Genomic DNA, 23,595 nt, shown 5'->3' on the forward strand with positions numbered 1-23,595 from the left:
TATTTTGTTCGAAATAAAAAAGACCATCCTCTTACTCTGTTTGTATAGTATTTTCGGTTATTCGCGATTCTTGTGGTGGATAATTACCTGTTATTGTTTTGTAATCATCTGCACAAATATTCCTTTTCGCAAATCCCATATCCAATTCATATAGACGTGCTCCACGTTTACATATTTCACACAACGTAGCAATTCGAAACTTTATTGTTCCATCCATCTCCCTCCATACTTCAACCTTACTAATACCTTTTTGAATTCCTGCATTATTTAACATATCCATAGGTATTTGAACAAAAATTCCTGTTTCTGTTCGTTCTGCATCTACCAATCTTCCCATAAAGGGAAATGCGTCACCTTCTTGTAAAGGCATCATAGGAATATTAGATTGATTCACTTTTTCTTTCCCCTTTCTATCCAAGTGCATTAAATTGCCAACCATTCGCGGTATTGACGTAAAAACCGACGCCGCGACTTCCGTCTGTAAAACGGATATGCCCCCAACCTTGAAATGCATTTCCACCAAGGCTAACGCCTTGAACCGCTCGTATATTCCTAAAGAACTTAACCTCATTTTCTGTAGATATATCAAACGTTTGACCATCAGGTGCCGGACCTATGTTGTTATTTACACCGCCTACTGAAATACTATTAAATGGCTGAATACCAGCGGCTCTTTCTGCTGCTGCTCGATCCCAGTTATACATAGATGCATATTTCCCACTGTATAGTGTCACACCTGATACACAAATCGCTGTACCTGCACTTATTTGCCCATTTGCAGAACACACTTTAATAATCAACGCATGCTCTTGTGGTTTATAGTTTGTAGGTACTTTGAAAGTAAATGAATACCTCCTAATTTCACCATAAAATATACTTGGCTCAGGGAAGTCCATTTTTTGCTCATTCCATATGTCATAGGACACATTATCCTTAAACTTCACACAACATACGTGTAATCGTGGTTTTGCTGTTTTACGTACACCATTTATCATAGATGCTCTAAAATGAGCAGATACCGTATATTCATTTCCAGGATGTATTCCATTGTTCACGACTACTTCTGGATAATTGTACAAATCTACCCTTGCTGCATTAATCATTTGTTCGTAATCAAATACAGATGTATTTTTTTCTATCACTACATTGCCCTGCAACTTCCAACTTAGACCATATCCACCTTCAAACCCATAGTAATCTGCATTTCCTATATTTTTCTTTCCAACACTAGAAAAATCGGAATCTGCTATTAAGTTTCGTCTCGATACTGCTGTTGTTTTTGTTCCCCATTCGTCTTGGAATAGGAAATCTAGCATTTTAACAGTTACACCATTTTTATCAATGGTAATTTTATCGCCATTAACGTTTATGATATTGGTATCAATGCCTTTTGCTGTTAACCACTTCACCATTGTATCGGCATTAATATTTACCTTTGAAACATCAATTACTAATTTTTCCGATGAAAAGTTAATAGCTGCGATGATATTCCCTTTTTTAACTTCTGCAAGGATTCCTTCATCTAACACTTGTAGTTTAGATCCTGTTTGTTTGACATAGGCATCAAAAGTATCATTCACAAAAGTTTCGTGTTTTTTAGAGATAATTGAAACGCCGTCTGCATTTGCGGTAATACTTCTTTCTAACTCTGTAACTTTCTTATCGTATTTTTCAGTTGCTACTTTATCAGCCAGATCTTCCATGATTTTATCTTTATCGACCATATCATTTGGATTTTCGATAAATGAACTTGCTTTAGTTCCTTTTTGCAACATCGGGCGAGCTACCCAGACCGTTCCATTTTGAATAACATACGCTCTGATCCCTACAAGAGCAGCTTCTGGTGGAGCTACTTTTGTAAATTCTTGTCTCGTCCAAGTATCATTTTTTATAGTAAAATCATAGGTGCCAGCAGAAAACTGGGTACCATCACTTTTCCAAAACACAGCAACCATTCTAATTTTCTTATTGTAATGCTCATCTATATTTTTAGTCATAAAATATGCTGAAACAACAACATCTTCGCCGGGCGTTACTGGAACTCTATTAGATGTAAAACTATTATAAACAGGCGCAGTTTCTCCAGTAACGGATAACTTTAAACTAAAATCACCCAAATGTGTTGTGTCCTGATCAACAACTGCAGGAAACTTAGAACTGAGTCCCCAATACTTTGTACCTTTTGTAAATCTAGTGTTTCTAATTTCATTAGTTGGTCCGATTCCACCGATATAGTCCTCAACTTGTTTAATATCGATTTTAGCTTCAAGCTTTTGTGCAGTCTGTTCAATTTTATTGTTAGCTTCAATTATTTGTTTCCCTTGATCTGTTGTAGTGATAGATAATTGTTTAACGTCGCTTGTTAATCCCTTCATAGATGTCTGTATCTCAGCAGTTCGTTCATCAAGATCTTTTACATCTTTTCCATAGTCAGGTATGAGTACTTCCCAATCAGTACCTTTCCAGATTTTTAAGATACCCGGTTTACCATTTGAGATATCACGCCAAAGTGTTTTACCAGGCTCTAATCCTGTCGTCGTCGGGTTTTTGCTTTCAATAATAGTAGTTTGATAGTTCTTAAGATTTTCTTGGACTTTTTCAGCTAACAGTTTCGCTGCTTCTGATTCTTTCTGAGCAATTTCGGTTTTTTGATCATTCTCTTTTACTAGTTCTTCTAACTTATCTAATAATTCTTTGTTAGCTTTGCTTCCTAACGTAGCAAGGATTTTGTTGTACATTTTTCTTAATTCTTCATAAGCATTCACAATCTCACGATAGTCTCCAAACACATATTTATCTTGTGTAGGATCAGTAAATGATTCATCACCGGCAATAACACGAGCTTCTAGATACAATTTAGGTGTAAACCCTGTATCTTTAATTCGAATTGTATCTCCTTCATTAATCAGCTCATGAACTAGCCCAAATACACGCCCTATATTTTGTGCTTGAACATCATATGAATAAGATGTATTTACACGTTTTGCAAGTTCTGTTTTCATGAGTGTCAAAAGGCGTTGTGGTGTTATTTCTTCTTCTGTTTCTGGAGTATAAAAACCAAATTTATGTTGACCACGCTCATTCCATCGCTGAAATGCATCATTGTCTACGAGATAAGGAACGCCATTATTAATACTAGAGATGGTTATAAAGTCCCCACCTTCTTTTTTTACGAACCCCAATAAGGCTGTACAGATGTTTTGGGAATTCTCAATTCTTTTGATACCAATCAAATCTTTACCAAGAGTTACTTCTTTACCAGTATCACGCCCTCGCTTCTTCACCATATCCACATAACGGCCAACAATTTGAGAGCCTACAACTTCCGCACGGTATTGAATTTCTAATTCGAACAAGGAAGCAATATCTTTTAAAAATTTCAATGGATCTATAAATTCATCGATCGTCATCGTGTGGAAGCCAGCATATTCTGTTTTTCCTCTTTTCCACTTCGTACCTACAAGAGCCATATCAATAAACTCATTGACTGTTTTACCTTCAATCTTCTGCGGATTTATAATGCCAGTTTTCGCAAGTTGAATCCATTCACCAGATGCATAAGCAATAATGGATCTATCATCTGAATTTTTTTCAGTTTCAGTAATGACATACGGAACAATCCGTCCATCCCTTACCTCTTTTAAAACTGAATTTTGCTGCATAAGTGTAGCTGCATGATCTGTATTATCAAATACTTTAAACTCTAATGTATCAATGTTATTTTTTATCTCCCAATGTCGTTTATCATCCCAATAATCTTTTGGTTGTATATTGGAAACGATTTGACTTGTTTTAAAATCAACAACATGTAAAATTCCGCTAGGTGTTCTCATCTAAATCGCTCCCTATACGTTACCTTTGCTGCTCCGACAGTTGAAGGCATTATTTCTAGTTTATTCGACCTTTTTTGAACAACAGGATAATCACTAAAAATATCCTTTAAATTAATAGCGCTCTTACCATTTATCGTTACAATACTTCGTTCGGTATCAATGGTTACTTTGTCACCAACATCAAAGATATAAGGAGGATTTCTTTGCGTATTCATGTTGACTTTCCAAATTTTCAAGTCATCAATGGACATTTGCGAACAAAACATGTTGTTTGAAAACTGAGAAATACTGATTTGAACTTGAGCGACTTTGTTCATATTCACGTTATTTTCATCAAACCAGACAACGAACCTTTCAGCGTCATCGATTTCAGTACCGAATATAAACTTAGAAATATACGCTTCCCATCTGTTCCCTGTTCTGGCAAGCCATAAGCGACCTCTAAAGTTTGTCCAAGTATCTGGATGATCGCCGTGTTCATTAATGAATATCTGTCCACCTGGTTTTTTACTATTCCCAACAGAAGCGAATCCACTATTCTGTTCCGCTTCCCATTGCACATCGGACATAGATATACGGGCTACATAATCGCTATTTTCATCCAACAATCCTATTTCAACCCGTCCCATTTGGTCCCAGTGAAAACTATTAATACCTACATAGGCTTGCATGATAAAGTCCTGCAAAGGGCCTTGTGGTATGTTCTTCTTTGCTATACAACCATGCCATCCTTTTACTGTAGGTTCGCCCAGATATTCAGCCATAAAACGATATCCGTCTGTTTTAAACTTCCCTCCACCCGTCATATCTTCTGTTTTAGGAACATTTGTCCATCCCACAGTATTTGCCATTTCATCCCACAACACGCGTTGATTTCTTTCAACGGGAACCTGATCTGCTTTCAATGGATATCCAATGCGAAAATATTTGTCTCCATTCCATACATCAAGAAATGTGGAAGGCTTCTCTACTTCAACTTCTATAATTGGATTAGATTCAACGCTCCCTTTATTTTGTACGTTTGCTATTAGACCCCGGCCATCATTCAGAAAATCAACTGTTTGTATCTGACCTAGTTTATAAGGCATTGGGCAAATGAATTTAATTTCACCTTTTCCAAGAGTAACGAATTCATCTGGATCAAACCCTTCGTCCACAATAGCTAGATATGTTCTGTTTGGCTCTACATCAAAAATAAGCTCTACTGGTTGTTCTGTAATTAGCCAATCTGCGATTTCTTCTTTCAATGTTTCTAAATTAGATCCATCAGGAACAATAATTCCGACTGGAATAGAAAGTACACGTATATCAGTTTGGGTATTTAATAATCTCGCCCCTGGATAATTAGGAACTTGCAATAAATTTCTCTTCAATGGTGCCCATGTCGGTCTTTTCCATCCATTTTCAATTTGAATAAAATCTTTACGTTGATTGTTAAATGTAAAAGAACTCATGTTAACACCTCATTTCTTTATAAAATAAAAGAAACCCGAACCTAAAAGGCTGAGTTTCTTTTCGCTTCTCTATCTTGATACTCGGTTGTATATCGGTACGTACCGCGTGCCACTTCTCTACCTTCTAAAATGACAGGTACCTCAATTGCTAATCCACTTCCCTGCATCGGGAATGTACCGTCTACTCCTTGAGCTTGGTATAGTCCGTTAGCTTGTACACCTATATTACCCACATTTACTGTTGGTATTGCCGCTTCACTCATTGCATTAGATGCTTGATTTATTAGTCCAATGGAATTTTCCATACCAATCGCAAGACCTGCACCGATATGCTTACCAACTTTATCTCTCATTAATCGTGATGGACTGTGGATGTCAAAGAATCCAGTAAAACCATCTAAAATGCTGCTACCGATGGATTTAACCTTGTCTGCCACTTTTCCAACCATACTACCTAGACCGTCAATCAATCCACTTATTATATCTTTACCTACTTTGAATAGATCGATTTTTTTTAATGTATCAACAATCTTCGGTATTATATCAGTCACAATTGTAGAACCTAATTTTCCCACCATACTTACAATACCTTCTATTAAAGCCAAAATTAATTTCACACCAGCCTCAAGAATTTTAGGTAAATTTCTAATTAATTCTCCAGCTAAAGTAACAATTAACTTTAATGCTGCCGCAATTAATTCTGGTATAACTTTTACGATACCTGCAATCAGCATAAGTAAGATTTTTGCACCTGCTTCAAGTATCTTAGGCAAGTTCGCAATTAATGTGGATGCTATTTTAAAGATTAAATCTAATGCCGCATTAATAAGCTGCGGTAACACCTTTACAATACCATCGATAATAGCCATTAAAATCTTTATACCAGCTTCAATGATCTTTGGTAAATTTGCTAGTAATGTATCTGCTACTTTTATTATAAGATTTATCGCTAAATCAATTAACAGCGGTAGCATTTTAATGATTCCATCTATTAAGCTAGTTAACACTTTAACACCAGCTTCAATAATCATAGGAAGATTTTGAGTAATAGCATTTATCAAAGTAGTTATAACAGTGATAATTGCCAATGCAATCATAGGTAGCGCTTGTGTGATTCCAGTAATCAATGAAACTAGTAAATTGATACCCATTTCAATTAATTGAGGTAAAAATGACATGATTCCGTTAATAATGGTTTGAATAATTGTTACAGCTATTGGAATTAATTGCGGAATCATCTGCATAATTCCGTTAATCAAATTCATAATCAATTGAAGCCCTGTCTCTATAAGCGTAGGTAAGAACTGTACAATTCCAGAAATTAAGGTTTGAATAATTTGAATCCCCGTTTGAACAATCATAGGAAGATAAGTTGCAATCATTTGTGAAATTGTATTGATAATCCCCACTATCGCTTCAAGTATGATTGGAGCTGCTACCACTAATCCATTCACAAGACTTGAAATCATTTGCGATCCAGCCTCTAGAAATTGCGGTAAAGCTGTTGTCACGAAATTAGCTATGTTATTAAAAATATTAGTGATCGTTTCAATAATAATTTCTGAGTTTGCATTCAAATACTCTGCAATTGCTGGTAAATAACGAGATACAGAGACGAGAACACCAGGAAGCCCACCGACAATTGCCCCTGCTATAGAAGGACCAATTGTTTTAAAAATTTCACCTAATTGGCTAAAGTCTCCCGAAAAAACAGCTTTTACTGCATCAAAAAGATGAAGACATGCTTCACGTATTTTACTAACTGCTAATCCTATTATTTCAGCTGCATCTTGAAATCCTTTTGGTAAATGGGTAATCCAATCATTTAAGTGATCACCGTCTGCGGCCGTCCAGAATAGATATTTCCCTAATGAAACGAGTATATCAATAAAACTCTGTATACCACTTATCACGCCAGAAATACTATTTTTAAACCCCTCGTTATTTTCCCACAGTTTTTTTAATCCAATTACTAATCCAACTATTGCGGCGGTGGCGGCAATAAATCCTCCTACAACTAACGCAACCGGCCCAGCAATAGCCCCAATACTTACACCTACTATTCCAGCAATACTGGATAAGGTTACAAATACTGGAGCTAAAGCCATGCATGCCCCAATTAATATTCCCAGTGTGACAACAATAGTTGTTAATGCTGCGGCTACTGCTGGATGTGCTGAAATCCAACTTGCAAAGGCTCCAATAATGTTGGCTACTACGCCCAAAAGTGGTTCAAGGGCCATTTTTAAATCACCCATTGCCTTTTGAAACTTTATAGCTGGACTTGCATCCATTTTCTTTATCATTTCATTTAATTCTTCTTGGCTTACATTTAAATCAATAACTTTACCTTGAGCGTTCAACAGTGTATCTATAATGTTTTGCCCTTGATCTTCAAACATGGTACCGAACAGTTTTACACCTATCTCATTTCGCTTTGTTTCATTTTCAACTTCATTCAATGCTTTAGCAATATCTGTCATAGCGGCCGAACCTTCTTTACCGCCTTTTGCTACAGATTGCCCCCATTTTTCTAATTGTTCGGCTGAGATTTTCGTACCTTCAAGGGCTTCTTTCATGGACTTATCGACACCTTGACCGAACTCAGCCGCTTTGATACGACCCTCTTTTAGGCCATCTAATAAATTATCGATATTCCAAGTACCTGTTTCAACCCCAGCTGCCATAATTGCTTGTACTTCTTCAGCTGTATACCCAGCTCGTGCTAATTGCCCGCCGTATTCGGCAATAATGTCTAATTGTTCAGGTGGAAATCCCATCTTTAACAAGGCATTTGTTAAAGCTAAAGCACTTTCGTTAGTTACCCCTAATTCATTTCCAATTTCATTAGACTCCTGAATTAATTCAGTAAAATCAATACCAGCATAAGCCGTTGAAATAGCTGCTGCACCTTTTACAATTGAAGCATTAGCTGTATCACTAACATTCTTATTTAAAGCCCATTGTCTACGTGTTCCTTCAAGAGCTTCCTCCACATCTACACCATAGGCTTCTATACCTCTAACAGCTTGTTCAACTGATTTCTTAGATGATGCTGGGACTTCAAAAGTTACATCAATTTTCGTTTTTAATTTAGAAGTATCAAGAGCTTTTTCAATTACTCCTGATATACCGCCAGCGGCCATCGCTCCGCCTAACATATTCTCTAAACCGATGTCTAACTCTTTGAAGCTTTTACTTGCTCTCTCAGCTTCACGTGAAAGGTCTCTCAAGTCATTCCGAACTTGTTGTATTGAATTACCGTCGTCTACAGATCTAAGAGCACATTGTAACTTCTCAATATCAGCTTCTGCCCCTAAAGCTTCACGACCGATAAGCCCAATCGCTTGATCTAATTGTCTGCTTGTAGCCGTGCCACTTTTAATTGCATTCACAAGACGATTTCCTAACGCCCCTGCAAAATCATCAACACTTTTCCCTGTAGCTCTAAATAATGTTTCTAATTGTCTTGTTGAACTTGCTACATTGTCTTGTTCAGCCTTCATGTTTCCGAGTTTATTTTTCAGACCATTAAGCGATCCTTCTGTAAATTCAATTTCACGTCTAAAAGCGCGGTATTGTTCTTCGGAAATTTTCCCGTTTTGGAATTGAGCTTGAACTTGTTGTTCTGCTGCCTTCAATTTATCTAGCTTTTGGGTTGTATTTTCAATCGCTTGTGTAAGTAATTGTTGTTTTTGAGCCAACGCTTCGACATTACCAGGGTCAAATTTTAAAAGACGCTCAACATCTTTTAATTCTTTGGTTAAATCATTACTTCGTTTATTTACATCTTTTAAAGCATTTTGCAACGGTTCAGTATTACCACCGATTTCAATCGTAATTCCTTTAATTTTCCCTGCCATTTTCTCACCTCTATTCCTTAGAAGGAATTAAAGTCTTTTTGAGTTGCTTTTCTTACTTTTTCTTTTTGCGGTTTTTGCATTTCTAAATATTCATCGATGTAATCTAAGCACATGCCGATTGTCATATCTTCTAAATCAGCTCTAGTAAGCTTGCATTTATAACACAAAACAAGGAACGTTTCAGTTGTGAAAACATCACCCTGATTCGCTCCTTGTGAACTACTATTATTGCTATCTACAACTTTTTTTTAGATTGAATTGTGGAAGCGATCATATCTTGAATATCTTCTAAGATTTCAATGATTGGGAACTCATCGAATGAATCCAACCACACCATAGGCTCCGGAATTTCTTTATCTGCTGTTTTTGCCATCGTCCAAACGAGATTATAAAACACTTCAAAATCCACACTATCTAACTTACTTGGATCTAAATGCTCCATATCAATTTTCCCAAGTGGCGCTAATTTAAGTAGCTGTGCAAAGTAATCTTTACCAAATTGTGCTTTAAATCGGATTGGTGTTCCTCCTGTACTTTTTAAACGAATATCTTTTCCATCTATAGTAATCGTCTTTTCCATTTACTTACGCTCCTTTTGGTGCTGCTGTTTTTTTAACGTACACTTCGTTGTACCAACCGTCATAAATAGCTTGAGTTGTTTTAGATGTTGTTTTTGTTTTAACCATTGGACTTCCACCTGGTGCTAAAACAATTGGACTAGAAACAAATTTCAATTCATTTGTATTAGGTTCCGCAGAGTTTGTTTTTGTTTTAGATGCAAGTGTTGGACGACTTGCTGCACAGTTATACATAACATGACGAGTTGCTTTTTTATCRCCATCAAATTCAAATAGCAATGCGAATGGTTTCCCTTTTGCATCCGCTAACTCATTTAATACACCATCAACTTCATCAAGCTGCTCACCTAATGCATCGATAGCGAATTGCTCTGGAATATTCGCAATAGATAACGTTCCATCATAACCTTGGTTATTACTTGCAGCGTAATAGAGCATATCGTCAGCGTAAAATTCAATTAAATCACCACGTGGTTCAAACGTTAATTCAACCCCACCTGGCATTGGGATTGGCGTATCAAAAGTGACTATATTATTTAGTACACTGTATGGAGCAAAATGAACTTTTTTCAAACCGAATGTTACTTTATTGTTTTCCATTTATATCAACCTCACTTCATATGTTTTTTGATGCATTTTTTCAGATTCAATAAAAGCCTCAAATGATTCATAAGGTATCTCATGATCATCTAAGGCTTTTTCTAATTTGGCTTCTACAGCCAAGTCTTTTTTTATTGTATAAAGCTCAATACTTACATCACTTATCTTGTGATACACCTTGTTATCAGCTGGCATATTAGGAGATCCATCCACAAGATAACAAATATAAGGTGGCTTCGGAACTGGTTTGCCTGGTGTTGCTGTGAACTGCGAATAGGCCACAGGATAGCCTGTAGCATCAAGAATTCCCTTTAATTCACTTAATGTCATTGCTGAATCGCCCTTTCCACACGTTCGGTGAAGTCAGTTATCGCTTTTTCTTCAGCTGGACGTATATGAACTTGAGCGGCTACACGACCACCTCCAGCTTTCGCATGACCCTTCTCCAATAAGTGTGTAACTTGTGGTTTCAATGCATTGTGGACGATAATTGCATTACCATCCTTTTTCTTACGCCATCCCTTACGATAATTACCTGTTTTTTTAGGGCTTTTTTGTTTTAATTCACTTACTAGGTTATCTGCAACCTCTTCTTTTGCAACTTCCATTTCTTCTTCTACTAAGTTTGAATACCGTTGTAGTTCTCTAGCAAGCTCACTAGCAAAATCATTCATCTCCCACACTCTCCTTTGCAATGATGGTCAATGTTCGATACATTTCATCATCATTCATAGGCGGTTCGATAATATCAAAGATACGACCTTTCATATTAATCCTCATCTCTTCTGTAATTCCAGAAGTATATGGGATAACAAAACGATATGTTTTTGTCGCTTGTGAAGCTGAAGCTGCAATATATTCAGAGCCTTTTAACGTTTTTATCATAGCCCACGCTTTTTTTAACTCTTTCCACGTTATTTCATCTTCACTTGTTTGGCCTAATTCATCCTCTATTGCTATTGGTTGCTCAATAACAATTCGATTCCTAAAATCACCTGTATTCAGTGGTTTCTTGTACTGAAAAGGACGCATATTAATCACCGTCCAATACAATTTCTTCTAATGCTTTTTCGATACTGAAACTATTAATCATCGTTAAAAAATTACTATTAAAATACTCAAGTGCATCATTATAGACATAACGAGAGCGCTCAAAAACTAATTCCTTGAACGCTTCATCATTATTTATGTCATATGATCCACATACTCTTGTTAATTCTTGATTAGATGCAGAAAGGATACGTTTTAGGTTGTCATCTTCATCGTCACCTAATCGCATCCTATCTTTAAATTGCTGTAATATTTCATTCGAAATTACTATATTCATTTACATCACCCTTAGCTTGCAGGAATTTTAGGGACGAAAGAAATCTTTAAATCATATACAAGAGCTGCTTTATTATCTTTTGGTTTACCGTTAGCAAACTGTTTGATTGTATAAAGCGTAGCATCTTCAATTGCTAACGTTTGATCGAACTTTTTAAGTTTATATCCACCAGCAATTGCAGCAAGGTATTGACCTTTTACAAAGAACAACGCTTTACCTACTGGCACTTCTTCAGATTCTACAGTTTGGATGTTATAAGGTAATGCCATTACCCATTGACCATTAGCAGTTTGAATTGTGTTACGTGCTTGTACACCGATTGCATCCACAGGATTGACAGCCATTACAATGCTGTTTAGGACTTTTCTTGATTTTCCTTTCGCATCAGTTGATAAAGCTTTTACTACTTCATATAATTCTCCAGCGACAACTTCACCAAATTGAGAAGGGGCAAATGTTAATGTACCAGATGATTTCTTATCAGTAACCGCACCTGTAGTTGCATTTACATCTTTCATTAAACCTACAGGTTGATGTGCTACTGATCCGCCACCATTTACAAAACCAAACTCTAAACCTACTGAATAAGATTCTACTAATAAAGTTCGAACGTAACGTTCAACCCATTCTGGTCCAAGTTCTAACATATCATTTGGAATAGCCGCAAATGCAGTTAATTTAAGTTGACCGATTTTTTCTTCTCGGAACGCTGCATTTACTTGTCCTCGGATTTCACCGAATAATTCACCCCATGCATATGCTTTTGTTGCATCAGAGTAAATGAACTTAGTTACAGCACCTAAATCTTGTAGCCCTAAAGCATCAAGCAATGGATGTTCTTTAACTAAGTTTTCAAATACACGTTCTTGTGTAGTTACCGGAAGGATTGAACCGTCTTTAAATCCACCATCTTGTACAACTGCATTGAAGAATTTTGTTTCTGCAGCTGTTAATACGTTTTGACCACGTTGTTGAAGAATAGAACGATCTAACATTTCATCATTTACTTGATTACGAACTGTATTAATTACATCCGTTTGCATTGCATCAAAGAAATTTTCAAAAGCAGTTGATTGTTCCTGTTCTGTACTTTCTGCATTAGTTAAAGCATCCGTTAATTTTGCTTTTGCCTTACTAAACGCTTCAGATTTATTAAATTTAATCGTCATTATGTGTTTCCCCCAATTTTTATAATTTTAAAAAGAGCCCTTTAATCCCACTGTTTTTTACAGGTTTCGGATTCGGCTCTTTTGGTTTTATTTCCGTATTCATTTGTAATTCATTCATAATTCCACTTTTGAATTCAGCTAGAGATGCTTCTAAATCTTCTTTTGTAATTCCTTCAGATTTAATTTTATTAAGTGTTCCATTCCTAAAACCATCGATTACTTTCTGTGGAAGCATCGCAGAAGTGGCAGCTGAAGCTGTCATTTTAACTGGATTCTCCATAAATATGATTTCATCCACAAAATTATTTTCTAACGCTTGTTGTGGACCCATCCAAGTTTCTTCAGCCATCATATTAAGTAGTTCTTCTTCAGATTTACCACTTTTAATGACATAGGCATTTACAATTGCGCGATCTGTTATTTTTAACATCTCAGACGCCTTTTCCATGTCACGATGATCCCCACCATGCCACTTAGCAGCGTTGTGAATCATGATTTTTGCTGTTGGAGAAATTCGAACTTTATCACCAGCCATAGCAATTACAGAAGCTGCACTTGCTGCTAAACCAACAATTTGAACTTCCACATGACCAGGGTAATTTTTTAATGCTGTGTAAATTTCCGAACCCTCATCTACATAACCACCCGGGCTATTAATTGAGACAATTAAATCCTCACTATTTGCGTTATCAAGTTGTTTTGTAATCTTACCTGGGCTTGCAGCATCCATTTCAAACCAATCATAAATCCAAGCTTCATCATTTGAAATAATTGGCCCTTTAACATCAATTTTCACCGTCATTTGTATTCTCACCTCCTTCAGATTGAGTTAGTTTCGTATAGTTTTTCGTAATATGATGTGTATTTAAGTTAGGATCATCAGAAACTTCATATCCTACTTCTAATCGAATCTCATTCCCTGTAAATGCACTTGAAGAAATGAGTTTATCAATACTTGTTGCAAGGTCGAATATGTTTTGATAAGAAATGGCTTTAATTTCAATTTTTTGACCTGAAAGATACTCTTCTTTTTCAAAGAATTTAACGTTTGCTTCATCTGAAATCTTTTTTAACAAAGGATTCACCGTGAAAAGCATGTAATTCTTCGTTTGCTTCTCTACATCCGCCATTTCCCCATACAATAAAGCTGTTGGAATACCAAAAGCCATTGCTACTTGATTTAAGAAGCCATTGGTTACTTTATTGATTTCCTCCACACTTTGACCGGAGTTCCCACCGCCCGATGTTTCAGCGTATTTAAATCCAGGTTGTTGTGGAATGATAGCAACGTCTTTTTCTCCAATTGCTTTATACATGTTATCAATGAATTCTTGAAGCTTTGATTGGTGCTCCTTACTTTTCGCGGCAAGCATGTCCATATCAACTGTTCCGCGAATTTGATTTTTACGTTTTTGAGAGCTTAATATTCTACCGAATAAATCACCATAATCAGTAAAAAGACCATCAATGAGTGGTGATAATTTGTCATTTCGATATTTTAAATGAATGACTTCGCTTTGTTTAAAACTTCTCTTAAACTGATAATCTTTTACGGTAACATTTGTAAAAGTATCTTCAAACACAGCGTATTCATTATGTTCAAAGTCATCAGCAATGAGTAGATCACCATCATCAGCTTGTATAATTAAGGCTTCATTATCATAAATAAGTTTGTAAATGAACCTTTCCCAAAAGGTGCTTGCTGTCATATTCTTGTTTGGTCTAACATTTAACCGGTAGTAAAGTTCATTCTTTTCAAATTCTTCACCGTTTTTTACTCTAAACTCTGATTGACTAATTGTCCTTCCTAGAAAAGAAATACATGTATCAATCGCTAGTCGCTTCATGTGGACTCTGTTCGTTTTTTCAATAAACATTTCCACATCAAACATAAATCCTAATTCACTATTTCTTTTAAATACTGCATCCAGCCATCCAATGATTATCACCCCCTTTATTAGAATTTAATACCATCTAGCATAAAGTCGAATTCATCCACAAGAATGTTATCCGCTTGCCATAGTGCATGAATGAAAGCTTGGAATCCGTCTGTTTTACGCTTAAATTCATCTTTTTTCAGATACTCTTTGTTGCCGTCTTTTTTGATGTGGACATAGACGTTGTTGGTGTACCAACGCATTAATGGATTATCACCAAAGATAATACGATTGTTTGCAAATAACGTTTCGACCCTTGGCGCTAATAAAGAATGAATCGCTTTCGGATTACGAATATATAACAATATGAACCCTTCAGCTTCAAGTGCTGTTTTAACAAGATCAAGACGGAATGTATCAGCTACAATCGTATTAACCCCATATAACTCACGCATTTTTACAAACCAATCTACAATGTGGGAAATATTAATAACTGGTTCATCTAGAATAGTCAGCAATCCTTGTTCTTCCCATTCTTTAATAGGTGCTTTTAATTTCACTTTATCCAAAAAGCCTTTTCGTACAAAGGAATGGGATTTCCAAATATAATCCTCACCATTCTTAAACAGTAGCCCGACTGATGCGAAGTCTTTGATGCTGGCGAAGTCGAGGCCACCCACAGCTGTTTTATGTCTTAGATCTGGAACTTCTCTAAGTGTTTCCCCATCTTCTTCATAACCAGTACGAATTATTTCTTCCCACGGAGCAACAGCCTTTGTTAAATCTGTTTCTGGATAATTCATACGTTTCGTTATAAATTCTTCACGGTTTGATGGATTGTTTGCTAACTGTTTATATTGAGTTAATACCTTTTTAAATAACCCTTTAGCATAAGAGCTTCTCGGCTCACTGAACATTGGATTTGCTTTCTCCCACACATCAGGATTATCAATTTCTTCTGGGTCATCAATTTTGCAGATGAAGGGGAACAATGGATCTTCTAAATCTTTTCCTTTTAGAATGTTCATTGCTCTTTCTTTTGTCTTGTCCAAGAATCCATCACGAACAAAACCATCTGTACCAATAAAAAATTCTCTAGCATTTGGCACTTTTCCAAGTCCACTAGAGAATACATTTACTACATCAAAGTTTTCATATTGATGTATTTCATCGTAAATAACACAACCGTCACGAAGTCCATCTTTAGAACTTGCATTAGATGTATGATATTGCATAATGCTTTGAGTATCGTTACTCAGTATCTCTACCTTAGTTCGATAAAACATATCCTCTAGTATTTCTTTTCCTTTAATAGCCTCATACACTTCACGAAAAGAAACTTTAGCTTGCTTCTCGTTGTTAGCCACAATTGAAACATTGTAGCGATCTATTCCGTGTAGTGGACTAATAAAGAAATGGCATAACGATGAAACCAAACCATTTTTACCACCACCACGAGCCATCATAATTAAAAATTGCTCGTAAAATACAGAATCATCTTCTTTATAAAACAAAAAAACGAATGCTGTAAGAAACTTTTGAAACAGCTGCAATTCAAAATACCATTTCTCAGTGAATTTTATATAGTCCTCATGCATTTCATTATGGAAATATAAATCATCACGTATTAAAATGTATTTCTCCAGGTACTCCATTAGCATTATGCGCTCTTTATTTAGCTTAATTTTCCCTGTCCGATACATTTCAATATATTCATAAACGTGTTGATTTTGAATCATGTTAAATCTTTAACTGAGCGCGTAGTTTTTTGTGGTACATTACTTACTTCAGCTGATGCTTCCAAACCAAGCGCGCCTAAAATCTTTATCATTCGATCATTGGTTTTATGTAAATCATTGATGGAAGGATTGGATTTTGGGCCATGCATACCAGATATTTTTATTCCGGTATCTTGAATGTCATCGATAAGCTCACACTTTAAATCCCACAATGATAAATAGTCTTGAACTAAGTCTTCATAATGATTTCCAACGATTTTTTTCTTTTTCAATTGGCTGTATAAATCTGTTTCAATACGTTCTCTCAAGGTTTCACGACTGGTTTTAGCCACTAGATCCCCTCCTTCCCGATTTACAGTAGTTTCCAATTTAATATAACGCGCGAAAACGGTGACAAATTTGGAAAATCGCCCCCCTCCTCCGGTGCCCCTTAGATCATTTTTTGATGAAATATTTTAAGGGGGGGGTTTTATTACCGAATCATTTTTACCACTTTTCATCGTGTTCCCATTTATTCTGTTTTTTTTTGAATGTTCTACCGTGTTCTTTATTGTGGCAATCCACACATACTGTTTCGAGATTATCTTTTTCTAATGCAAGTTCTGGATGATGTTCGAGTTCTTTTATATGATGGACAACGAGCTGTATCTTCTTACGCTTTGCGCTTTCACTGTACTCATTGGTATCTGTTTGAACACGGCCGTTTCGTTTACACTCTTGGCATTCATAGTTGTCTCGCTTCTTTACTTGTTCACGTATATTCTTCCACTCACCACTGTCATAGAACTTACGCTTCTGTTGTTTGGTTTTATATTCTTTCATCTGTCTTTACCAAACGCTTTTGATTCGCTCTATCTCTTTCCAATAATTCTTTTATTGATGTTTGTTCCAGGTATTCTACAGAATAAAGCATGTGCTTCTCTCCGTACAGTTTGTAATACTTGAATCGATTAACATCGATCCCAGCCTTCTTGTACACTTTCTCATGTGGCTTCAGATATTTGATATATGCTGTCTTATCAATAGGTATAAGACCAAGCGCAGCAATCTTACCGTTTAAAACGTTGTCCAATTATCTTCACTCCTTACCATTCTCCTAATAACTCACGTAACTTTGGATGTTTATATTCATACCAGCTATACCCCATTGATAATAGCGGTACGACTTCTTCTTGATATGTTTCTTATGCTTTTTCATCACTCATTTGCAATTTATCCTTCAAGAGTTGTAAAGAATAATTCATATAGAATCTTTCGATGCTCTTACGCCAATTGACTAATGTGTTAATTAAGTAATGTTTAGTCATTAATCATTAACCTCACACATCTATCTCACTCCCTATCTTTATTCAAAATAAAAAGCACCCGAATGGATGCTTTTTAATAAAATCTTCATTATTGACTCATACTTTACCTAAAAGGAGTGTTCGCAATGCTTTTCCTTAAATACTCTTCACTTTGTGTTGGTTTCATTCTAGGTGGTATACTAGTACTTTCTTTTTTGTTCCTGTAAAGGTATAGGCTTTCTAATAAAAAGAGGACAGCCACGTTTGTGAAAGTCCTCTTTTCCAGTGTATTATTCAGTGATTCATTTACGGTAAATGAAGTTTTATTCTTCTTCCAATCACTTAATGTCGCTACATTCATCTGCTCCAACAATATTAAGTAACTGGAAGAAGAGCAAAAGCTCTCCTTAATAACGGTAGCATTCAATCAGTACCATCTGCTGGTTTCGGATTTTATGTGCCGTCATTACGAACCGTTTAGAATTTTAGAAACAACATAGTGAGTTGTGTTTCCCGCCACTTCCCACAATACAAATATAACACGTTAATTCCAAAATAACCGACACATTTCCTGCCAAAAAGCGGTCACGACTCTGCCATGTTTTTAATTAATTGTTGCTTTAATTCTGTTTAATAATTTTTGGTATAATTCGTTTTCTGTTGACCACTTAATATGACTAAATTGTCTAGTATCAAAATGAATATCTTTAAAATCGTCATCTTTACATGTCCATATAACAGTCTTACCTAGTCCCATCGCATAACCAGCTTCGAAATAAACTCCACCTCTGTGTCCGGTAAAATCTGCAATTACAAATTTACTTTGTCTTATTTTGACTATAATTTCATCAGTTATGTCATTATTATGTTCCGCTTCTTCAATTCTGATAGGCTGGTATCCTGCCTCTTTTATAGCTTTTGTGATTGCATTCTTATATGGACCATCCATTTTTGGACTAAACGACATCGCGACAAATGCCTGCTTATTATCCGCTTCTCTTCCTTTTTCTAATTCTGCAATACGATTCCACCCTTTCGCTGTAACTGTAATATGCGCAGGGAAATCTGCTGCCGATAGCTTAGATATCTCAATCAGTTCGTCCTGAAATAGTTGGTTCGCTATATATTTCATTTCCAACAAGTGAACACTCTGTACAAAAAATAGAGATTTATCTGATTCACGAATATATACTGGGTCACCTGGAAATTTGGACAATTTAGCTAAGTTTATTAATGACTCATCCAACCTATCAGAAGCACTATCTGGATATTCACTTAATAGATCCTCTAAAAGATAAATAGGATACGGAAATTCTGAAAGATTTTTATCTGGTCGATTAAGAAAAATCATTATTTTTCCCATCCCTCTAATGTTTCTCTTTCTTAAAATTGCAGAAAGTTTTCTCTTCTGCTCTACATTTAATTCAAATCTCGCTTCTTCAGCCATGGAAAATGTACCACAATTCTCACATTTATATTGCTCTACACGTCCTCCTCCCACTCCCACTAATTGTTGTTCCTCAATAGAGTTTTGACAAACCGGACATCTTTCACTCATCACAATCACTACTTTCTTTTTTTATAGCATAATCTTAACATATAAATAATTGACTTACCCATATCTTATATTGTGTGTAACTGACCCCTTCGCCAAATCCATTGATATCATTGACTTTATAATACTTTCCCTTTTGAGTTACACAGTACGAATTTTATGAGTAACTGTATAGATTTAAAAAGAAAAAGCAATGATTAGATTTTAAACCTAGTCATTGCTTTATCCATTGCATCTTGATTTACACCTATATAACGTAATGTGACCTTCTCTGACGAGTGATTGAATATCTCCATAAGTAATGCTATGTTTTTCGTTTGCATGTACATATGATAACCGTACGTCTTTCTTAGCGTATGTGTTCCTATTTCATCTAAACCAAACTCTGCTGCAGCTACACTTAATATCTTATATGCCATGCTGCGACCAATCGGTCGATTTTTACCTTGTCTACTTTGTAATAGATATTCATTATCTTCTCGCTCTTCAATAAACCATTTAAGTTCTCTTTTCAGTGCTGCAGTAATTTGTATTCGTTTCTGTTTCCCTGTTTTCTTTTCTCTCATAGAGATATGACTGCCTTTGACATCACCTACTTTTAATTTCAAAATATCTGATATTCTGAGACCTGTATTAATGCCCATAATGAAGAGAATGTAATTACGTAAGCTCTTTTCCTTAAAATACTCTTTTAGCTGCTGTATTTCTTCTGGATCACGTATTGGTTGAACGAAGTTCATTATTCATTACCTCCAGTTTCTTCAGTCTCATAAACTTCTAATCTAAGAGCGAAAGCTAAATTATAAAATGCTCTGGATTTCCAACGACGATACGTACGTTCAGCCATTCCTATTTCGTTATAAATCATATAATCGCATACGTCCTCTTCTTCTAAATAACGTTTACTAATAATATCTCTTTGAATTCTTCCCGCACTACCATTACCTAAACGGTTTAAAAATTGATCAATACGGAATGAAATTAACTCCAACCACTCTTCACGTTCACTTTGTTGCAAATTAGCGATTGCTACATCCTCTAAAGGCTTTCCAACAGCATGTGTTGGACCATGTTCTCTAACTTCATAAGAAGGAGTGACTTTCATTTCCTTACGAATCATTCCGAACTGTCTATATATACGTACACTTTCAAGAACACCCTCTAACTTCTCTTGCGTTGCTGTTCTATCGATTTTTGGTAAGAAAGATAATTGTTTAGTCATGTAAGACCACTCCTTTTTATTTTTATATTACTTTTGTCTTAAAGCTCCTCGTCTACGTCCATAACGTGGTCCATGAATCTCCATTAAACCTTCTATGTCACGAGTGCTTAACTTCTCTTTTCACTTTTTCTTAGTTTTCTTTTTCTTTTGATTTGATTGTTTTTTGCAATAAAGTAATTGGTCCTTAAGTGCCTTCAAATTTCCCCATCTCCCTTTTGAAAATAAAAAGGACACCTATTCCTAAAACAGCTTTAATTGCCGCTTTAATGAATTGGCGTCCTCTAGTTTTCTAGCCGGACTGTATTCTGTTTGCATTCACTTTAAAATACCAGCTTGTACAAAAATGTTTCTCCAAGCTTTATTGACTTGATATTTCTCCACATCTTTTGCACGACGAGCAATTGCTTTTCTAATTTTTCTTTTCTTCAAAGCTTTCATTCTCCCAACCTCGCTTTAAAAGGATTATTTTGTTCAGTTTTATTTACGCGAATAAATTCATAAGATTTACATATTTCAAAAATTCTCCATGTGATTACATATATTTTTCTTTTAAATTTGTTACCTCCGTCATACAATAAAAATGAAATTTTATATTTTTGGAATTTGATTAAACGAATTTTATTAACAGAGCAGGGGGAAAACTCAATGAACAGTCTTTACGACAGAAGACCTAGTAGCACTTTAACTGTAATTATCGGTATCTTTTTAATTCTTATTGCTTACATAGGTTTGGCTTMTGCTAGTCTGCCATTCAGTTTTACATTTATAGCTCTTGCTGGCGTCATTGCCCTATATTTAAACTACGGTACATACGGAATTAAGTCGGCGTTTAGTCCCCTCCAAAAAGGAGCAATTAAATTTATTTTAATTGGTTACATATGGAATGCAGTCCAAAGCTCACTTGTTGCAGTAGTAATCACATATGGTTTTGACTTCCCGGTTGCTGCTAACGGAGCGACTAATATTTTTGTAGACAACACACCTGCTCAATTCATCTATAACGCTATAGATATTATATTTAGTTTAATCGGTGAAGAATGTTTCGTTTTAATTCCATCTATACTAGCAATTTATTTTTTGAAAAAACATGGAGTAAATGAGAAACGATCAATGATTATTGTTACAATTATTGGAGCGTTCTTTTTTGGTTTGGCACATTATTCTACATATAACGGTAACCTCGTTCAAATTTTCTTTGTTATTGGTTTAGCTAGATTGCCACTTAACTGGGTTGCATTTAAAGCTAATTCATTATGGGCCAGTTCTATCACACATATCTTATTTGATTTCACACCATTCATAGCAGCATTATTATTTTCTGTCCTACGCTAAAATGATGATTAAGGAGCACTTTATTAAGTGCTCTTTTCGTATTTCAAATACATACAAAATGAAATTTTTGTTTAGTTTTCTTTCCTGCATAACATTTCGATATCCGTTTATACTATAGGTGTATCCTATGCTACTTCTAAAAGCGTACAATGGAGCAGTTAGCTACTTCAGCTAGCTGCTTTGTTGTGCGAAATGTAGTTTTTTTTAAAATCTTTCTCAACAACTAACACATAGAGAACACAATCCATTTCTGGTAATATATAGTTAATCTCCATATGCTTAGTTTTATTAAAAGGACCCACCCCCTCAATGTGGGTCCTTTTAGATGTTTTCTACTAAAATAGCGTTTTTGTTGAATATCAAACCAACTAATCAATCATTATTTATTTCAATTGTTATTTTAACGTTTTTATCTTTAAATTCTTCCAGTAAATCATCCAAGGTTTCAGTTAGGCATATACCACGTTCAGCATCTTTTTTATTATCAAATAAACCTAATTTGTCATAGTCTCCGCCTAGCCAACCACCTATTTCTTTCATATCGTCCACTACCTTTCTATTAAAATAAAGATTTTGTTCAGAATTTGCACATACGCTAAGAAAATACATATGCTATATTGCTGCTACATTTTCACTTATCAATATGACTCTTAGTCAAAGGGCGCTTTCCCGTGCGCTCTTTTTCCGTTTAAATAAGGATTTTATTAATCCTTGACCTTATCATCACTTTTTAACAAATTATTCTTTTTGGCCCAATCCTTTAGTTCGCCGTCCTTTAGATCCGATTCTTTAAATTAAAAACCGTTGTACCCTACATTTAATCGAAGTACCATTTTGTCGATATCTAATTGATTCATTGATAGCCACTCACTTTCTTATAAGATAAGAATTTTATTTAGTTTTATAACATCTCATTTGTGTAATATTTCAATTTATTAACAATAAAACAATTAATAATGTTAAAATATAGAAGTAGTTCATTTTATTACTAGGAGGGATCTCCATGTCCATGGGAACCTGGGTCGCAATTTTTATTGCTATATTTTGCGGAGTTATTTCTTCTAATAGCAAGTTGAAAAACTCCCGTAATAAAAATGGATAAACAACCCGCTGAAATGCTAGATATTTAGCATTTCAGCTACTAATCTATCCCAAATAACTATTTTGTTGAATTTCTCAATTCACAAAGTACTAACTTTATAAAATGAGTTCATACATATTTATTGAATACATTTTAAGTTCTTATAACATCCAATAATTTAGGAGTTGATTAATATGTCAAGTAAACCGCTGGTTATAACGCTTCCTCCTATATCAAAAACCAAAATTACATTTTATTCTTCTTCTGGCCAAGTAATTAACCACACTTTTTTAACGAATGAAACTTCAGAACCTATCGCAACGTTTGCATATTGTCCAATAGACTTTGAAAGATTTGAAACTAAAAGAATGCCCGTCCTTATAAAATAATTTTTCATTCTCATTTACGAATTATTTTTTTTACATTACACATACTATCCTCAAGTCAGCTAAACTCTTTCAAAACGGAGCTTTACCCCTCCGGACTGTTTAGGCACATGGCAGGTGATTTGGTCAATTACCTGCCATTTCCGATTAAAATAACGCTTTTGTTAAGATCTATGAATCCATTTCTTAGGTGAAAAACTTTTATAGAAACACCTTTTTTGGACAAATTTACCGGATGAATTCGCGGAAATTTCGTGTTATTCTGAACTTGTTGAATAACCCAATACATTCAA

Annotated in this window: 24 protein-coding genes; 2 read left to right on the forward strand and 22 right to left on the reverse strand. The window is 35.3% G+C overall.

The window, feature by feature from the left end; all coding sequences use genetic code 11:
* Positions 1–31 precede the first annotated feature (31 nt).
* From AC1DKZ_RS25675 to AC1DKZ_RS25775, 21 genes are all read right to left on the reverse strand, one after another.
* Positions 32–373 carry a hypothetical protein gene (locus AC1DKZ_RS25675; RefSeq protein ID WP_476997356.1) on the reverse strand — a complete coding sequence of 114 codons (342 nt, stop codon included), beginning with the start codon at positions 371–373 and terminating at the stop codon, positions 32–34.
* Between the two features lie 37 nt (positions 374–410).
* On the reverse strand, positions 411–3,833 hold the full coding sequence (locus tag AC1DKZ_RS25680) for a phage tail spike protein (protein ID WP_476997324.1): 3,423 nt from the start codon (positions 3,831–3,833) through the stop codon (positions 411–413).
* Positions 3,830–5,287 carry a distal tail protein Dit gene (locus AC1DKZ_RS25685; protein WP_476997325.1) on the reverse strand — a complete coding sequence of 486 codons (1,458 nt, stop codon included), beginning with the start codon at positions 5,285–5,287 and terminating at the stop codon, positions 3,830–3,832. Before AC1DKZ_RS25685 ends, AC1DKZ_RS25680 begins: the two co-directional genes overlap by 4 nt.
* 41 nt (positions 5,288–5,328) lie before the next feature.
* On the reverse strand, positions 5,329–9,150 hold the full coding sequence (locus AC1DKZ_RS25690) for a hypothetical protein (RefSeq protein WP_476997326.1): 3,822 nt from the start codon (positions 9,148–9,150) through the stop codon (positions 5,329–5,331).
* 235 nt (positions 9,151–9,385) lie between these two features.
* Positions 9,386–9,730 (reverse strand): hypothetical protein, encoded by a 345-nt coding sequence (locus AC1DKZ_RS25695; protein WP_476997327.1) that lies wholly within the window; start codon positions 9,728–9,730, stop codon positions 9,386–9,388.
* Positions 9,731–9,734: 4 nt separating this feature from the next.
* Positions 9,735–10,328 carry a major tail protein gene (locus AC1DKZ_RS25700; protein ID WP_476997328.1) on the reverse strand — a complete coding sequence of 198 codons (594 nt, stop codon included), beginning with the start codon at positions 10,326–10,328 and terminating at the stop codon, positions 9,735–9,737.
* Positions 10,329–10,658 (reverse strand): hypothetical protein, encoded by a 330-nt coding sequence (locus tag AC1DKZ_RS25705; protein WP_476997329.1) that lies wholly within the window; start codon positions 10,656–10,658, stop codon positions 10,329–10,331.
* Positions 10,655–11,002, reverse strand: coding sequence for an HK97 gp10 family phage protein (locus AC1DKZ_RS25710; protein WP_476997330.1), 348 nt, complete (start codon positions 11,000–11,002; stop codon positions 10,655–10,657). The genes AC1DKZ_RS25705 and AC1DKZ_RS25710 overlap by 4 nt, the downstream gene beginning before the upstream one ends.
* A complete protein-coding gene (locus AC1DKZ_RS25715; RefSeq protein ID WP_476997331.1) occupies positions 10,995–11,360 on the reverse strand; it encodes a phage head closure protein in 366 nt (121 codons plus the stop codon). Before AC1DKZ_RS25715 ends, AC1DKZ_RS25710 begins: the two co-directional genes overlap by 8 nt.
* Before the next feature lies 1 nt (position 11,361).
* Positions 11,362–11,655 (reverse strand): hypothetical protein, encoded by a 294-nt coding sequence (locus AC1DKZ_RS25720; protein ID WP_476997332.1) that lies wholly within the window; start codon positions 11,653–11,655, stop codon positions 11,362–11,364.
* 11 nt (positions 11,656–11,666) lie between these two features.
* Positions 11,667–12,824: a phage major capsid protein gene (locus AC1DKZ_RS25725; protein WP_476997333.1), complete on the reverse strand. Its 1,158-nt coding sequence runs from the start codon at positions 12,822–12,824 to the stop codon at positions 11,667–11,669.
* 19 nt (positions 12,825–12,843) lie between these two features.
* Positions 12,844–13,626, reverse strand: coding sequence for a head maturation protease, ClpP-related (locus AC1DKZ_RS25730; protein ID WP_476997334.1), 783 nt, complete (start codon positions 13,624–13,626; stop codon positions 12,844–12,846).
* The gene (locus AC1DKZ_RS25735; protein ID WP_476997335.1) at positions 13,610–14,773 is read right to left on the reverse strand and encodes a phage portal protein; all 1,164 of its coding nucleotides are present in this window, start codon (positions 14,771–14,773) and stop codon (positions 13,610–13,612) included. Before AC1DKZ_RS25735 ends, AC1DKZ_RS25730 begins: the two co-directional genes overlap by 17 nt.
* Positions 14,774–14,781: 8 nt before the next feature.
* Entirely contained in the window at positions 14,782–16,440 is a 1,659-nt protein-coding gene (locus AC1DKZ_RS25740) for a terminase TerL endonuclease subunit (protein ID WP_476997336.1), read from the reverse strand.
* Positions 16,437–16,772, reverse strand: a complete 336-nt coding sequence (locus tag AC1DKZ_RS25745; RefSeq protein ID WP_476997337.1) for a P27 family phage terminase small subunit — start codon at positions 16,770–16,772, stop codon at positions 16,437–16,439. Before AC1DKZ_RS25745 ends, AC1DKZ_RS25740 begins: the two co-directional genes overlap by 4 nt.
* Positions 16,773–16,926: 154 nt before the next feature.
* Positions 16,927–17,262: an HNH endonuclease gene (locus AC1DKZ_RS25750; protein ID WP_476997338.1), complete on the reverse strand. Its 336-nt coding sequence runs from the start codon at positions 17,260–17,262 to the stop codon at positions 16,927–16,929.
* Positions 17,249–17,512, reverse strand: coding sequence for a hydrolase (locus tag AC1DKZ_RS25755; RefSeq protein WP_476997339.1), 264 nt, complete (start codon positions 17,510–17,512; stop codon positions 17,249–17,251). The genes AC1DKZ_RS25750 and AC1DKZ_RS25755 overlap by 14 nt, the downstream gene beginning before the upstream one ends.
* A gap of 818 nt (positions 17,513–18,330) precedes the next feature.
* Positions 18,331–19,284: a nucleoside 2-deoxyribosyltransferase gene (locus tag AC1DKZ_RS25760; RefSeq protein WP_367735263.1), complete on the reverse strand. Its 954-nt coding sequence runs from the start codon at positions 19,282–19,284 to the stop codon at positions 18,331–18,333.
* A gap of 194 nt (positions 19,285–19,478) precedes the next feature.
* Positions 19,479–20,021, reverse strand: a complete 543-nt coding sequence (locus AC1DKZ_RS25765) for a site-specific integrase (protein WP_427225375.1) — start codon at positions 20,019–20,021, stop codon at positions 19,479–19,481.
* Positions 20,021–20,503, reverse strand: coding sequence for an ArpU family phage packaging/lysis transcriptional regulator (locus tag AC1DKZ_RS25770; protein ID WP_476997340.1), 483 nt, complete (start codon positions 20,501–20,503; stop codon positions 20,021–20,023). Before AC1DKZ_RS25770 ends, AC1DKZ_RS25765 begins: the two co-directional genes overlap by 1 nt.
* Positions 20,504–20,818: 315 nt before the next feature.
* Positions 20,819–20,941, reverse strand: a complete 123-nt coding sequence (locus AC1DKZ_RS25775; RefSeq protein ID WP_000645582.1) for a DUF3983 domain-containing protein — start codon at positions 20,939–20,941, stop codon at positions 20,819–20,821.
* A 207-nt stretch (positions 20,942–21,148) separates the two neighbouring features.
* Here AC1DKZ_RS25775 and AC1DKZ_RS25780 point away from each other — a divergent pair, with 207 nt between their 5' ends.
* Complete coding sequence (locus tag AC1DKZ_RS25780; protein WP_476997341.1) at positions 21,149–21,835, forward strand: CPBP family glutamic-type intramembrane protease; 687 nt, start codon at positions 21,149–21,151, stop codon at positions 21,833–21,835.
* Between the two features lie 372 nt (positions 21,836–22,207).
* On the opposite strand, the gene AC1DKZ_RS25785 is transcribed toward AC1DKZ_RS25780, so the two are convergent.
* The gene (locus AC1DKZ_RS25785; RefSeq protein ID WP_476997342.1) at positions 22,208–22,375 is read right to left on the reverse strand and encodes a hypothetical protein; all 168 of its coding nucleotides are present in this window, start codon (positions 22,373–22,375) and stop codon (positions 22,208–22,210) included.
* A 735-nt stretch (positions 22,376–23,110) separates the two neighbouring features.
* Between AC1DKZ_RS25785 and AC1DKZ_RS25790 the strand changes: the two genes are divergently transcribed.
* On the forward strand, positions 23,111–23,305 hold the full coding sequence (locus tag AC1DKZ_RS25790; RefSeq protein WP_000095757.1) for a hypothetical protein: 195 nt from the start codon (positions 23,111–23,113) through the stop codon (positions 23,303–23,305).
* The last annotated feature ends 290 nt before the right edge of the window (positions 23,306–23,595 follow it).

The organism is Bacillus sp. 05T21 (assembly GCF_056396785.1).

Excerpts from the sequence above, each read along its gene's own strand:
- AC1DKZ_RS25725 (WP_476997333.1), bottom strand. The coding sequence starts at position 12,824 with ATGACGATTAAATTTAATAAATCTGAAGCGTTTAGTAAGGCAAAAGCA.
- AC1DKZ_RS25705 (WP_476997329.1), bottom strand. The coding sequence starts at position 10,658 with ATGACATTAAGTGAATTAAAGGGAATTCTTGATGCTACAGGCTATCCT.
- AC1DKZ_RS25675 (WP_476997356.1), bottom strand. The coding sequence starts at position 373 with ATGATGCCTTTACAAGAAGGTGACGCATTTCCCTTTATGGGAAGATTG.
- AC1DKZ_RS25770 (WP_476997340.1), bottom strand. The coding sequence starts at position 20,503 with ATGACTAAACAATTATCTTTCTTACCAAAAATCGATAGAACAGCAACG.
- AC1DKZ_RS25765 (WP_427225375.1), bottom strand. The coding sequence starts at position 20,021 with ATGAACTTCGTTCAACCAATACGTGATCCAGAAGAAATACAGCAGCTA.
- AC1DKZ_RS25750 (WP_476997338.1), bottom strand. The coding sequence starts at position 17,262 with ATGAAAGAATATAAAACCAAACAACAGAAGCGTAAGTTCTATGACAGT.
- AC1DKZ_RS25730 (WP_476997334.1), bottom strand. The coding sequence starts at position 13,626 with ATGACGGTGAAAATTGATGTTAAAGGGCCAATTATTTCAAATGATGAA.
- AC1DKZ_RS25740 (WP_476997336.1), bottom strand. The coding sequence starts at position 16,440 with ATGATTCAAAATCAACACGTTTATGAATATATTGAAATGTATCGGACA.
- AC1DKZ_RS25720 (WP_476997332.1), bottom strand. The coding sequence starts at position 11,655 with ATGAATATAGTAATTTCGAATGAAATATTACAGCAATTTAAAGATAGG.
- AC1DKZ_RS25695 (WP_476997327.1), bottom strand. The coding sequence starts at position 9,730 with ATGGAAAAGACGATTACTATAGATGGAAAAGATATTCGTTTAAAAAGT.
- AC1DKZ_RS25710 (WP_476997330.1), bottom strand. The coding sequence starts at position 11,002 with ATGAATGATTTTGCTAGTGAGCTTGCTAGAGAACTACAACGGTATTCA.
- AC1DKZ_RS25790 (WP_000095757.1), top strand. The coding sequence starts at position 23,111 with ATGTCAAGTAAACCGCTGGTTATAACGCTTCCTCCTATATCAAAAACC.
- AC1DKZ_RS25785 (WP_476997342.1), bottom strand. The coding sequence starts at position 22,375 with ATGAAAGAAATAGGTGGTTGGCTAGGCGGAGACTATGACAAATTAGGT.
- AC1DKZ_RS25760 (WP_367735263.1), bottom strand. The coding sequence starts at position 19,284 with ATGAGTGAAAGATGTCCGGTTTGTCAAAACTCTATTGAGGAACAACAA.
- AC1DKZ_RS25680 (WP_476997324.1), bottom strand. The coding sequence starts at position 3,833 with ATGAGAACACCTAGCGGAATTTTACATGTTGTTGATTTTAAAACAAGT.
- AC1DKZ_RS25775 (WP_000645582.1), bottom strand. The coding sequence starts at position 20,941 with ATGAAAGCTTTGAAGAAAAGAAAAATTAGAAAAGCAATTGCTCGTCGT.
- AC1DKZ_RS25715 (WP_476997331.1), bottom strand. The coding sequence starts at position 11,360 with ATGCGTCCTTTTCAGTACAAGAAACCACTGAATACAGGTGATTTTAGG.
- AC1DKZ_RS25685 (WP_476997325.1), bottom strand. The coding sequence starts at position 5,287 with ATGAGTTCTTTTACATTTAACAATCAACGTAAAGATTTTATTCAAATT.
- AC1DKZ_RS25690 (WP_476997326.1), bottom strand. The coding sequence starts at position 9,150 with ATGGCAGGGAAAATTAAAGGAATTACGATTGAAATCGGTGGTAATACT.